General features: G+C 65.1%; 9 protein-coding genes. All 9 read left to right on the top strand.

Going from position 1 to position 13,055, the window contains the following annotated elements:
- Positions 1-13: 13 nt before the first annotated feature.
- Positions 14-2,431: an HD family phosphohydrolase gene (locus AC0MRV_RS06840; protein ID WP_472763695.1), complete on the top strand. Its 2,418-nt coding sequence runs from the start codon at positions 14-16 to the stop codon at positions 2,429-2,431.
- A 121-nt stretch (positions 2,432-2,552) separates the two neighbouring features.
- Complete coding sequence (gene ybeY, locus AC0MRV_RS06835) at positions 2,553-3,023, top strand: rRNA maturation RNase YbeY (protein WP_472763694.1); 471 nt, start codon at positions 2,553-2,555, stop codon at positions 3,021-3,023.
- Positions 3,024-3,076: 53 nt separating this feature from the next.
- Complete coding sequence (locus AC0MRV_RS06830; RefSeq protein ID WP_472763693.1) at positions 3,077-4,006, top strand: immunoglobulin domain-containing protein; 930 nt, start codon at positions 3,077-3,079, stop codon at positions 4,004-4,006.
- Between the two features lie 101 nt (positions 4,007-4,107).
- Positions 4,108-5,028, top strand: coding sequence for a hypothetical protein (locus AC0MRV_RS06825; RefSeq protein WP_472763692.1), 921 nt, complete (start codon positions 4,108-4,110; stop codon positions 5,026-5,028).
- A 96-nt stretch (positions 5,029-5,124) separates the two neighbouring features.
- Positions 5,125-5,847 carry a DUF502 domain-containing protein gene (locus AC0MRV_RS06820; RefSeq protein WP_472763691.1) on the top strand — a complete coding sequence of 241 codons (723 nt, stop codon included), beginning with the start codon at positions 5,125-5,127 and terminating at the stop codon, positions 5,845-5,847.
- A gap of 5 nt (positions 5,848-5,852) precedes the next feature.
- Entirely contained in the window at positions 5,853-6,467 is a 615-nt protein-coding gene (locus tag AC0MRV_RS06815; RefSeq protein ID WP_472763690.1) for a hypothetical protein, read from the top strand.
- Between the two features lie 58 nt (positions 6,468-6,525).
- Positions 6,526-8,919, top strand: a complete 2,394-nt coding sequence (locus AC0MRV_RS06810) for a helicase C-terminal domain-containing protein (protein ID WP_472763689.1) — start codon at positions 6,526-6,528, stop codon at positions 8,917-8,919.
- A 140-nt stretch (positions 8,920-9,059) separates the two neighbouring features.
- On the top strand, positions 9,060-11,708 hold the full coding sequence (locus AC0MRV_RS06805) for a choice-of-anchor C family protein (protein ID WP_472763688.1): 2,649 nt from the start codon (positions 9,060-9,062) through the stop codon (positions 11,706-11,708).
- A 151-nt stretch (positions 11,709-11,859) separates the two neighbouring features.
- Positions 11,860-13,023: an acyltransferase family protein gene (locus AC0MRV_RS06800; protein ID WP_472763687.1), complete on the top strand. Its 1,164-nt coding sequence runs from the start codon at positions 11,860-11,862 to the stop codon at positions 13,021-13,023.
- Positions 13,024-13,055 lie beyond the last annotated feature (32 nt).

Raw genomic sequence — 13,055 nt, 5'->3', positions numbered from 1 at the left:
CTTTCCCTTCACCTTGTCTCTTCTGCCCAAACTCAAGCTTCTGCGCGGTGGTTCCGCCCCGCGCCGCGTGCGCAAACGCGAGGCCCCTCCCGGCCTGGTGCAGTTCCTCGAACAGAGCCGCGTCATCGCCGCGCTCATCTTCATCGCCACGGTCGCCGCCATCGTGCTCATCAGCTTCGTGGGTGTGCGCACCAGCGATGTGCCGGTCCTGCCCAACCAGACGGCACCCGTTCGCATTGTGGCCAACGCGCCCTTCAGCTTCGAGAGCGCCGAACTCACCCGGCTGCAGCGGGAACAGATCCGCGACCGCATCCCGCCGGTCTACCGGCTCGAATTCGAACCCCTCACTCAGTTCGAAGCCCACATCAAAGACCTGCTCGTCGCCTTCGAACGCTTCCAACAGGCCTTCCCCGCCGACGCCGCGTCCACGCCGGCCGCGCATGAACAGCTCGAGGCCATCACCGCCGAGTTCAACGCCGCCGGCCCCTACCGCACCACCGTCGATGATATCCGCGCGTTGCTTTTCCTCGGCGACGCCGCCCAACGCTTCGCCGTCGTTGAAAACGCCCTGCTGGTGCTTCGCGAGATCTACGCCCAAGGCGTGCATGACGACTCCGCCCTCGCCGCCGACAGCGCCGCCGGTGGCGTGACCGTTTTTCAAATCACCAAGTCGGACCAGGTCTCCAATCAGGCGGTCGAGTCGATGGAGGACGCCCTCACCCTCCTCCGCATCAACCTCGCTGCCGAGGGCATCGGCCGTCCGACCACCCTCGCCCTCTTCCGCATCTTCCGCAACGGCGTCACCCCCAACCTCGTCTACGACCAGGACGCCACCCGCGCGCTGCAGCAACAGGCCATCGACGAACTCAAACCCGTCATCGTCGATGTCCAGCGGGGCCAAACCATCATCGAGCCCGGCACCCGCGTGACCGCCGAACAATACGAGATGCTCGTCGCCCACCGCGAAAACGTGCTCCAGTCCGGCGAGGCCATCATGGACGAGGGCCTGCAACTCTTCGGTCGCGTGCTTCTCGTGCTCGCCATGGTGCTGGCCTGCTCGATCTACATCCGCCTGGAGGACCTTGAGACCCTGCGCTCCAACAGCCGCCTCGGCCTGCTCGCGCTGGTCGTGATGATCAACCTCACCGCCGTGCGCCTGAGCTACGAGATGGGCTCGCTACCCTTCTTTGTGGAGCACTCCGGCGCCGCCGCGTTGTTGCCCTACATCGCGCCCACCGCACTCGCTCCGGTCATCGTGGCCCTGCTCATCGACGCCGGCTCCGCCGTGTTCATGGCGCTGCTCATTTCGATTTTCACCGGCGTCATCTACGGCAATCGCCTCGACCTGCTGGTGCTCACCTTCCTCGCCTCCATGGTCGCGATCTTCTCCGCCCGGGCCACCCGCAAGCGTGGCGCCATCGTGCGCGCCACCACCCTCGGTGGCGTCGTGGTCGCGACCTTTGCCTTGCTCATCGGCGTGGTCGATCGCCTGCCTCCGCTCGCGGTCCTGCAACAAATGGGCGCCGGTCTCGCCACCGGCATCCTGACCGGTGTCGTCGTGGTCGGTATCCTGCCGCTGCTCGAGGCGCTCTTCAAACGCACGACCGACATCACCCTGCTCGAACTCACCGACTTCAATCACCCGCTGCTGCGTCGCATGCAGATGGAGGCGCCCGGCACCTATCACCACTCGCTGGTCGTCGCGCAACTCGCCGAGAATGCCGCCGACGCCATCGGGGCCAACGCCCTGCGCGCCCGCGTCTGCGCCCTCTTCCACGACATCGGCAAAATGGTGAAGCCGGAATACTTCACCGAAAACCAACGCGAGGGCATCAACCCGCACGACGCCAACAACCCTTCGCTCTCGGCCCTCATCATCAAGAGCCACGTCAAGGAAGGCGTCGACCTCGCCATCCAACACCGCCTGCCCCGCACCGTCATCAACGTCATCCGTCAGCACCACGGCACCTCGCTCATCCGCTACTTCTTTTACCGCGCGATGGGCGCCATCAAAGGTCCCGGCCAGACCCACTCTCCTTTCGCCCGCGGCGACGACAGCAATCCACCCCTGCGCGACCCCGGCACCCCCGCCCTGCCCGGACTTGAACCCGTGCCCGTGAGCGAGACCACCTACCGCTACGACGGCCCGCGCCCGCAGTTCAAAGAGTCGGCGATCATCCTGCTCGCCGACAGTTGCGAAGCCGCTTCGCGTTCCCTCGCCAAGGTCACCCCGCAAGGTCTCGGCGAACTCATCGACAAGATCGTCCACGATCACATCGCCGACGGTCAACTCGACGAGTCTCCGCTCACTTTCTCGGAAGTCACCCGCATCAAGAGCAGCTTCAACTTCACCCTGCTCAACATGCTCCATTCCCGCGTGGCCTACCCCAGCGGCGAGAAACCGAAAGCGGCTGAGAAAGCGGGCAACTGAGGCTCCGCCCATCATTATTCTTTCTCTTTACCTTTCTCCCCGAAGACCGGAATCCGTTCGCTCCGTGGGGAGAAAGATAAAGCGAAAGAATAAAGAGACAGATCCCGCCCCCCCTTCAGACATGCCCCGCCCGGTCTCCATCCACAACGCCCACCCGCGCCTGCGGCTTGATCGCAAGGCGGTCACCCGCCTGATCCACATTCTGGATACACACGCGGATCGCTTTCTCGGCGGCCCGCCCGACGGCGAACTCTCGCTCGCTTTTTTCACCGATGCCGTCCTCGCCGACCTGCACGGCCAGTTCCTCGACGACCCCACGACCACCGACGTCATCACCTTTGAAGGGGAACCGGCCTTCGGCACCGCCGGCGAAGTCTGCGTCTCCGCCGACACCGCCGCCGCCTTCGCCCAGGCCAACGGCAAAGTCTTCGCCGAGGAACTCGCCCTCTACGTCGTCCACGGCTGGCTCCACCTCGCCGGCTACGACGACCTCGAACCGGCCAAAAAACGCCGCATGCGCGCCGCCGAGGCCCGCGCGATGAAACTCCTGCGCGAAGCCGACGCGTTGCCCGATTTTCGTTGGAAAACATAGCGCCCGCCGGCAGCGTCGGTCCCGCTGGCCGGCACCTTCAACCCTCGCTCCCGATGAAAACACCTCCTGCCGGGTGGTTAAAATTACTGCCGCTCTTCGCCCTCCTCGCCAGCGCCCAGGTTCCACCCGACAACGTGCCTGGGGTGATTGATGATCCGGGCGACGTTGTTGTTCCGATCCCCATCGCCATTCCCGTCGGCGTATCGAATCGCGCCACCTACTCCCTCGAACTGGGCGCGTGGGTGGGCGACTTCATCCCGATCGTCCCGGTCGAGCCCGCACCGGCCACCTATCTCGCTCCGGACACCCAGGTGATCCTGCGCTTGTCCGCCGAACTGGGCGAACTCTCCAACGTCCAGTGGTCCCGCAACGGCCAGCCGCTCGCTACCGGCGCCGAGCTCGTGCTCCCCGCCATGTCCAGCGCCGACAACGGTTACTACTCCGCGTCGTTCGCCGACCACGTCGTGTTCAGCCGCAGCAACACCGTGCAGCTCCATTGCGGCATCGCCGACCGGCATCGGATCGCCAACCAGTCGACGCGGGTCATGCTGTCGCCGACCGTTCCCGCGGCGACCTTTGGTTTCGTGATCGAACCACCGGTCGCCGGTTCCTTCCACGGCATGAAACTCCTAATCCGCGTGATTGGCCCCGCCTTGGCCGAATTCGACTCTTCCTCCCCGCTGGCCGATCCCGTTTACACCCTGCAGGACATTCACGGCAACGATCGCTCCCCGAGCTTTGAAGAGATCGGAGCCCCCCAGGTTTACCGCGACTTGGTCAACGAAACGGCTGCACGCGTCGGTGCGTTCCCGATCGACTCGGACTTCCAGACAGGTGGGGTTCCGCGCAATCTGGTCGACGTTATCAACCTGGACGGCGGCGCCTACACCCTGACCGTGCGCTCGCAGTCCGCCGGCACTGGAGAGGTTCTGGTCGAAATCTACGCGGTGCCGACCACTAACGACCTCGTGATCGACCTCTAGATCGCGAAAGGTCGACACCTCGACGTTGTTCCGTCGGAAACAACCGCCAGAGGTCGGAGTCGTATCACAGCGTCCCTCCCCTGCGGGTCGACCCAGTCGCCATGAAAACCCTACCCCTCCTTTTCGCCACGGTCTGCTACGCCGGACTGCTCCCGACGCATGCCCAGGTTGCTGATTCCTACGTCGTCGGCCATCGGGTTCACGCCCCGTTGCAGGTTGTTGAAATCGGCGCTCAGCTTTACACTTACACTATTCCGCCGCAGGGATGGAACCGGGTGGACACCAGGCCAGGCACCACCATTCGACTGCAACTCGCCGACCAGATCGAGGATCCGAGCAACATCGAGTGGCTGCGGAACTATCAGCCCCTCGCCACCACCGGCGATCAGCGCTATCTCGATCTGCCAAACGTTTCGGCCGATGACAACGCGACCTACTCCGCTCGATTCAGGGCCAACAGTCAGACCGGTTACTCATCCTCGATCGAACTTCGGGTTGGCAGCGATCAACCCGCCGCCCTCAAAAACATTTCCACCCTCGCCCACCTGTCCGCTGGGACCCCGGCGATCTCTGCGGGCTTTGTGCTGGGAACGGGCAACGCCGGTGAATCTCCCAATCACTATGTGCTGATTCGCGCCGCCGGTCCTTCGCTCAGCGAATTCGGCGTCGCCACGCCGGTGCCCGATCCGTCCTTGTCCGTGTTCAACCACGTGACCGGCGATGAAATCGCCCTCGCCTTCATTCAGATCGCCTACCCCGACGGCAGCACGCCGGAGTCGCTCTACTACAACTGGGTTCGGGCGGTGTCCACAGCCATCGGGGCCTTCCCATTGGACCTTAACCGACCAGGCCACGCGGGAGCGGAACGAGCCATGTTGCTCGAATTGCCCCCGGGCAACTACAGCGTGACCGCCAGATCCCATTCCGGCGCGACGGGCGAGATGCTGCTCGAGGTCTACACCGTGCCAGCCTCCGTCGCTCTTGCGCTCCAAATTGATCCGCCTGCGCTCACGACACCGTAGCTGCCCCCCCGCAACGCGGCGATTGACCTCATCTTCCGATCCGATTGCGCCTTGCGCTTGCGGCGCTCGCGCAGGACCGCACGCTGAGCGGTTCACATGTCCGCGGCCACGCCTTCCAGCTCCAATCCTAAACCCAAGTCCGGTCTGCTCACCGCGCGCAACGCGTTCCTGTCCGGCTTGTTGCTGCTCGCGCCGCTGGCGGTCACCTGGTTGGTCTTCTCGTGGTTGATCGACAAGGTCGGGGGCACCTTCCGCCCCGTCTTCCAGGTCTTCGCCCCGGAATCCTTCAAACGCGAAAACCTCGAGCTCATTTGGAACGTGCTCACGACCATCATTGTGGTCGGACTCGTGACGCTGCTCGGCTACTTCTCGCGCTACGTTTTCACCGCCTATTTCGGGCGCACCGCCGAGCGTTTCATCGACAACATTCCCGGCGTCGGCTCGGTCTACCGCTGGGTCAAACAGATCGTCGACACCTTCTCCGCCCAGAAGCGCAACATCTTCGAAAAGGTCGTGCTGGTCGAATACCCTTCGCCCGGTTCTTGGGTCGTTGGCTTTCTCACCAACCGCGCCGCGGGCGAGATCCAGGAACGCACCGCCTCCGAGCTCGTCACCGTCTTCATTCCGACCACGCCCAACCCCACCTCTGGTTTCCTGCTCTTTTATCCGGAGAACCGCGTGAAACCCCTCGACATGACCGTGAGTGAAGCGATGAAGCTCATCATCTCCGGCGGCACCGTCGTGCCACCTTGGCCGCCTCCCGCAACCACGCCCCAAATCGCGGAAACTTCGACCGCGGCACCACCACCCGAAGCCTGAGTCCCGTGGCCGGCCCGTCGCTCCAAACCGAGGCCCACATTCTGCAGAAAGCTCCGCCCAAGGAAGCCTTTCAGCCCGCCACCGCCTACTCGGCCGAGCACGGCACGCTACGCATCCTGCAACGCGTCCCGCGCAAACCCAAACCCGACTATATCGCGCTCGATCTCTTCGATCATGTCGCGCTCATGCTCGACGCCGGGGCCGCCGGCACTTGGTTCGTGAAGGAAGTCCGCCTCCTCCATCGCCACACCGGCATCGGCACCAACTATCGGCGCCTGCAGCACGCCTCGGCCTTCGCCGCCCTCATCGCCCGCAACCCCGTGCATGAGGAAAGCCGCGAAGCGGTCGACGCCCTGCTGCACACCGCCTTCCACGCTTTCGCCTCCGTCGATCGCCCCGACATCGTCGGCTTGAAGAGCCTCTACTGTTTTGCCCGCGACGAAGGTTACCCCCTCAAACAGCATTGGTTTCCCACCCTGCCCCGCGACGACCGCACCGACCTCGTCGCCCTGCTCAACCAACCCGTCGCCGCTCTCGACACCCCGACCGATCGGGTCGCCCATCTCCACCGCCGCCTCGAGGATTACCTCCGCGGCCACACTGATATTTTGGTGGATTGAGCCCCGGTAGGGGCTTGGCTCGCCAAGCCCGCGTCATCCGCTTTTTCGTCTCCCCTGCATGGACTTCGACCTCGCCGCCAAAACCGCCCGCCTTTCCGTGGGAGAACTCGCGGATTTTGCGGTCGGCCCCCGCGACGGTGGCGACGGTCCCACCGGGATCTGGCGCGCCCAACTCGGCTCCTACTGGCATCGCGAGATGCAGGCCCAAACCACCAGCGACCACCCCGACGCCCACTTCGAAGTGGCGATCGATGGCGAGGTGTTTCATCGCGGCTGGCGCCTGCAGATCACCGGCCGCATCGATCAGTTGCTCGTCGAGCGCGGCACCACCGTCCTCCGCGAAATCAAGACTGTCACGCGCGCAGTCCCCCTTCCTGAGACTGAACTGCGGGCCGACTACCCCGCCTACTTTGCTCAGCTCGCCACCTACCTCGCGCTGCGCCGCATCAACGTTCCCGCCAACGTCGAAACCGAACCTCTGCGCGGTGAGCTCGTTTTCGTCGAGACCTCCAGCGGCCTGTCCCAAACTGTCACGCTCAGCCGTGACGACGAGGTGCTCTTCGACCAACGGCTCGAACGCGTCACCCAGTTTCTCGACCTGAACCTCCGCGCCCTGGCGCGTCGCCGCGGCCTGCAATTCTCCCCGCCCTTCGCGACGCTACGCGAGGGGCAGGAAGACACCCGCGAGTTGCTCGAAACCGCGCTGACCGATCGCCACATCGTCGCCTTCGAAGCCCCCACCGGCTTCGGCAAGACCGGCGTGATGCTCGAGGTCGCCCTGCACGCGCTGCGCGATGCCACCGTCGACCGCATCCTCTACCTCACCAGCAAATCCACCGGCCAACTCCAGGTCGCCGACACCCTCCGCCGCATGACCGCCGCCCCCGAGTCCACTTGTCACGTGGGACGTGACAAACACCCGGCCGAGGGCTCGGCGCTGGCCGTATGGCATGTGCGCAACAAGGCGGAGCATTGTGTGAATCACACCTTCCATTGCGTGCGGGACGAATGCCGGTTTTTGCAGGACCTCGAAGCGCGCTGGCCCCAGAGCGGCCTCGATCGGTTTCACCTTTTCGAGGATCAGCCGCGCGATCTGCCCACCCTGCGCGGCGCCGGCAACGAGGCCGGCATCTGCCCCTACGAGATCACCCGCACCGCACTCGCCTTTCAGGACGTCTGGATCGGTGACTACAACTACGTCTTCGCGCCCCGCAACCGCGGTCTCTTTGAAAACCAGCCCGGTTGGAACCCCGCGCGCACCCTGCTCATCATCGACGAAGCGCACAACCTGCCGGCCCGCGTCGCCGACGCGCACTCGCATGTGCTGAGCGCCGCCGATTGCCGCGCCGCGCTAGCCGAGCTCGACCACCAACGCGTGCCCCCCCCGCTTTTGCGCGCCTGGGAGTCCCTCACCCTGCTCGCCGCCGGCCAACGCGCCTGCGACGCGCTCGATCTCCCGACCGAAGACGACCTGCTCGAAATCCTGCAACGCATCGCCGACCAGCTCCTGCACGTGCCGCTCGACTACGCCGCGCTCGGCCCCGAGCTCGCCGATACGCTCTGGCGCTGCGCCGATCTCGTGGAGTGGCTGCAAAGCCCCACTCTCACCCGCCTGCTCTGGGCCCCGCGCGACGGCGAACTTCATTTCACCTGCCTCGACGCCGCACCCGTCATCGGCGGCATCCTCCGCGGCTTCGGTCGGGTGGTCCTCGCCAGCGCGACGCTGGGGCCGCCCGATGCCTTCGTCGCCTCGCTTGGTCTCGCCGGCGACGAACTCGCCACCGTCAACGCGCTCACCCCGTGGCGCGATCACAGTTACGACGTGGCGGTCGATGCCCGGGTCGACACGCGCTACCAGCAGCGCGCGCAACACCACCGCACCACCGCCGCGACGATTGCGCGTCTTCACACCGCGGCCACCAGCGCGGTGGTCGTCTTCTTTCCCAGCTACGCCTACGCCGAGGCCATCGAGCGCCAACTAGCCAACGACGGCCACCCGCTGCGCGTGGCGCTGCAACCGCGCCTCCCCGATCTCGCCGCGCAATCCGCGTGGATGGAGCAAAACCTCGCCCTCGCCGACGTGCTGTTTCTCGTGCTCGGCAGCAGTTTTGCCGAAGGCATCGACCTGCTCGGCGGCCGCGTCTCCCACGCCATGGTCGTCGGGCCGGCCCTGCCCGAGGTCAACGCCCGCCAGCGCACGCGACTCACCGAGCTCGAGCGCGCCGGCGCCTCACGCGACGAAGCCTTCGATCGGGTTTATCGCATCCCCGGCCTGCAAAAGGTCAACCAGGGCCTCGGTCGCCTCGTGCGCGCCCCCGGGCAACAAACCCGCGTCCTGCTCCACTGTCGAAGATTCTTGGATACGTCGTTCGCCCGCCTGCTCGCGCGCGATTATCAGTTTGGCGTTCACCTCCCCGACGACGAGGCCCTCGAGGACTGGCTGAAGCGGTAAATCGGCGGCCCGGACAGGGCAATTCGCGTGCTCCCCAACCGGCCGGCAACCGGTGCTACGCAAGTGTGCGTATGGTGGGTTTCCCTCACCTGAAATACGATGGCGGCGGCTCAACCCTCGCCCTCAACCCGCATACCATCATGCCTATTCACCTCCTTCGAACCGGATCACTCCGACGGCTGGCCCACGCCGTTGTTGCGTCCCTCGCGCTCCCCTTGGCGGTCAGCGCTCAATCTCAATATGCCGGCACCTACTTCGGCACGGTCAACACCAAGGTCACCGCCGGTCCCATCAGCACCGAGTCCGCCCTTGGCGTTTACCAAGCCGTGGTGTCTTCCTCCGGTGCCATCGACGTCAACGGCCAGATCACCGGCACGGTCGATGCCTCCGGCAATATCACCTTTGACCCCAGCGACATTCTCTCGCTCACGACCGGCACGATCAGCGGTGGTGTGCTCAGCACTCCCTACGGCAACCTTCTCGGCAACGGCACCTCCCGCTACCGCTTGAACGCATCGACGAGCTTCACCCCCGCCGGATCCGCCGGCTCGGGCACCGATTCCGGCAACAATGGGGGCACCAGTGGCGAGTTCCAAAACGGCTCCTTCGAAGTCGGCCCCAATCCCGGCGTTTCCTGGATCACGATGTCCAACGGCGCCTCGAACGTCACCGGTTGGACCGTCACCAGCGGCACTGTCGACTATATCGGCACCGCCTGGCAGGCCTCTGACGGCTCACGCTCCTTCGACATGAGCGGTCTCGGTGCCGGTGGCATCGCGCAGACCTTCAACACCACTGCGGGACAGGTCTATACCGTCGAATTCGACTACGCCGGCAACCCCGGTTACGGCACCGGCACCGGTGTCAAGAACCTGCGCGTTTCAGTCAACAACTCGGGCAGCACGAGCGAGGAATACTCCTTCGACACCACCGGCCAGACGCTCGGCAACATGGGTTGGGTGAAGAAGACTTTCACCTTCACCGCCAGCGCGTCCACCACGACCCTCACCTTCACCTCCCTCACTGAGGGGGTTTACGGTCCGGCGATCGACAACGTCCGCGTCAACGGTTCCACCGGCGCGACCGTCGACACCGGCAACTCCACCACGACGACGATTCTCGGCGGCACCGCCGCGACCGCGCCCACCAACCTCACGACCTACCGCAACAAGCAGGGACAGACCTTCGAATTCATCGTCACGGGTGCGACCTCCGGCGCCGTCTGGGGCACCGACATCTACACCGACGACTCCAACGTCGCCGCCGCCGCCGTTCACGCCGGCGTGCTGGAGCCTGGTGAGACCAAAACCGTCACCATCTCCATCCTGCCCGGCCAATCCTCCTACGCTGCGTCCACTCGTCACGGCGTGACCACCCGTGCTTGGGGCTCTTGGAGCGGCAGCTACTCCTTCGGCGAAGGCACCGGCTCGACCGGCACCGCCGTGTCGGTCCCCGCCCTCAGCGTAAGCGCTGCCACCGTCAACGTGGTGCGCACCTACGCTTACGGCGCTCCCTTCATCCTGAGCGTGCCCCTCACTGGCGTCGGTCCCTTCACCTACCAATGGTATCTCAACGGCGTCGCCATCTCTGGTGCCACCAGCGGCACCTATTCCCTCCCGCGCCTCACCTCCGCCAACGCCGGTTCCTACTCGGTGCGCGTGAGCAACTCGGCCGGCAGCAGCACGATCGCCATGGGATCGGTCACCGTATCCGGCACGACCGTCGGCGTGCCGCAGATCACCCTGCAGCCACTCAACAAGGTGGTGGCCCCCGGCGACACCTTCTCCCTCGCCACCTCGGCCACCGGCGCCGGTCTCTCCTTCCAGTGGTATCGCAACGGCGTCGCGCTCACCAATGAAACCGGCCCGATCATGCTGCGCACCAACGTCTCGGCGAGCCACGCCGGCACCTACACCGTGCGAGTCAGCAATAGCGCCGGCAGCATCACCTCCGATCCCGCGACGGTTTCCCTCAGCCAGACCGCCAGTGTTCTGCGCAACGTCTCGGTCCGGGCCAGTGTCGGCGCCGGCGGAATCATCACCCCTGGCTTCGTCATCAAGGGCACCGGCACCAAGCGCGTGGTCATCCGCGCCGTCGGTCCCGGCCTTTCCCCGCACGGCGTCGACGGCTTCATGAGCAACCCCAAGCTCACGCTGTTCAGCAACGGCACCCAGATCGCCACCAACGACGACTGGGACGCCGCGCTCGCTCCGGTGTTCAACCAGCTCGGCGCCTTTCCGATCACGGCCGGCTCCCAGGACGCCGCCATCATGGTCGACCTGCCGGCCACTCCCGGTGGTTCGCTCTACTCGGTCCAGGTCACCGGCGTGAACAACTCCTCTGGCGTGGTGCTCGTCGAAGCCTACGACGCCGACACCGCCCCCACCTCGAAACTCGTGAACGTGTCGCTCCTCGGTCGCACCGCCCCGGGTGCCGATGTGCTGACCCTCGGCTTCGTGGTCGAAGGCAGCGGCCAACGCACCTTCCTCATGCGCGGCATCGGCCCGACCCTCAGCGGTTATGGCGTGACCGACTACGTGAGCGATCCTTCCCTCGGCGTGTTCGACGGCAACGACCGCAAGATCCTCGAAAACACCGACTGGAACCGCGCCAGCTACCTCAGCGAAATGGTCATCGCGACCAACTTCGTCGGCGCCTTCGAGCTCGGCGACCAAAGCTCCGACGCCGCCACCCTTAGCCTGATCGAACCGGGTCGCTACTCGGTGCAAGTCACCGGCGCCGGTGGCACGTCCGGCACCGCGCTCGCTGAGATCTACGAGGTCCCGTAAGCGTCGCTGCACCTGCGATTGTAGACCACACATCACTCCACGCCCCGCCGTATCCCGGCGGGGCGTTTTTGTGTTCCCCACAATCCGCTTGCTCGCCCCGGGCGCGCTTCGCTTGCTCGGGATCGTCCGTCGCGCTCCGCTTGCCGCCTTCATGTCCACGCCCGTTGCCACCCCTTCATCCCGCATCGTCGGACTCGATATCCTCCGCACCTGCGCGATCATGGGCGTCGTCGTCGCGCACGGCCTGTCCTTCCTCTATCCGCACCTCACGCCAGTGCGGCTGAACCAACACATCGAGCTCAACCTCGGCTACCTCGGCCACGGCGGCTTCTACGGCGTGGAACTCTTCTTCGCCCTGAGTGGCTTCCTCATCGGCCGCATCCTGTGGCGGGCCGGCGAGTCCCTCGGCCAACCGCGCGAAATGTTGCGCTTCTGGTCGCGCCGTTGGTTTCGCACCCTGCCAGCCTACTTCCTGTTCCTGCTCATCAACATGGCGGTGTTTTCCTGGGTGCTGCCGCAGCCGATGGAGTGGGCGAAACTGGCGCGTTACCCGTTCTTTTTGCAGATCTTTACGGAGAACAATGCCTTCTTTTTCTCTGAGACCTGGAGCCTCGCGATCGAGGAATGGTTCTACTTTCTCTTTCCCATTGGGCTCTTCCTCCTTCTGCGGGCCCGCCTGAGTTGGCCGACCGCCTTCCTCGCCGCCGGCGCCGCGTTTTACCTGTTCTCCACGTTCTTCCGCTGGCACATCGCCGGCATCGGCGGCGTGGTGTGGTCGGCCGATCCGCGCACCATCACGCTTGCCCGCTTCGACGCCATCATGGTCGGCATTTTCGCCGCCTGGGCCTCCGTGCGTTTTCCAAATGCGTTTCGCAAAGTGCGCATCCCCCTGGCCTGGATCGGCTGCGGCGTGCTGCTCTACGCCTACGTCACGCTCTTTCGCCCGCCGGAGCAACAGGACCGCCTCTTCGCCGGCACCCTGCGCTTCAACCTCGTGTCCGCCGGCTTCGCCTGCCTCCTGCCCTGGGGCTACCATTTTAAAGCCTCCCGCTGGAACTGGATCGACACCGTCTTCAACCGCCTCGCCTGCTGGTCCTACGCGATGTATCTGTGCAACATGCTGTTCTGGCATCTGCTGATCCGCAAATTCCTGCCCGACACGCAGACGTCCGCCCTGCAGGGCATCGGCGGCTGGTTCCTCTTCATGGGCCTCACGATCGGTTTCAGCGCCCTCACCTACCACGTTTTTGAGCTCCCCTGCACCCGCCTGCGCGACCGCTTCCGCTTCAGTCAGGCGGCGGAGAAAGCTGTCTGACGACTTTCCCGCTTTACCCTTCCGGAGGCTCC

It is taken from the genome of Actomonas spartinae (assembly GCF_051209155.1).
GTDB lineage: Bacteria > Verrucomicrobiota > Verrucomicrobiia > Opitutales > Opitutaceae > Actomonas.
Note: the sequence above shows the minus strand (reverse complement) of the source record. Positions and strands in the feature narration are given on the sequence as shown.

Excerpts from the sequence above, each read along its gene's own strand:
- ybeY (WP_472763694.1), top strand. The coding sequence starts at position 2,553 with ATGCCCCGCCCGGTCTCCATCCACAACGCCCACCCGCGCCTGCGGCTT.
- AC0MRV_RS06830 (WP_472763693.1), top strand. The coding sequence starts at position 3,077 with ATGAAAACACCTCCTGCCGGGTGGTTAAAATTACTGCCGCTCTTCGCC.
- AC0MRV_RS06825 (WP_472763692.1), top strand. The coding sequence starts at position 4,108 with ATGAAAACCCTACCCCTCCTTTTCGCCACGGTCTGCTACGCCGGACTG.
- AC0MRV_RS06820 (WP_472763691.1), top strand. The coding sequence starts at position 5,125 with ATGTCCGCGGCCACGCCTTCCAGCTCCAATCCTAAACCCAAGTCCGGT.
- AC0MRV_RS06810 (WP_472763689.1), top strand. The coding sequence starts at position 6,526 with ATGGACTTCGACCTCGCCGCCAAAACCGCCCGCCTTTCCGTGGGAGAA.
- AC0MRV_RS06805 (WP_472763688.1), top strand. The coding sequence starts at position 9,060 with ATGCCTATTCACCTCCTTCGAACCGGATCACTCCGACGGCTGGCCCAC.
- AC0MRV_RS06800 (WP_472763687.1), top strand. The coding sequence starts at position 11,860 with ATGTCCACGCCCGTTGCCACCCCTTCATCCCGCATCGTCGGACTCGAT.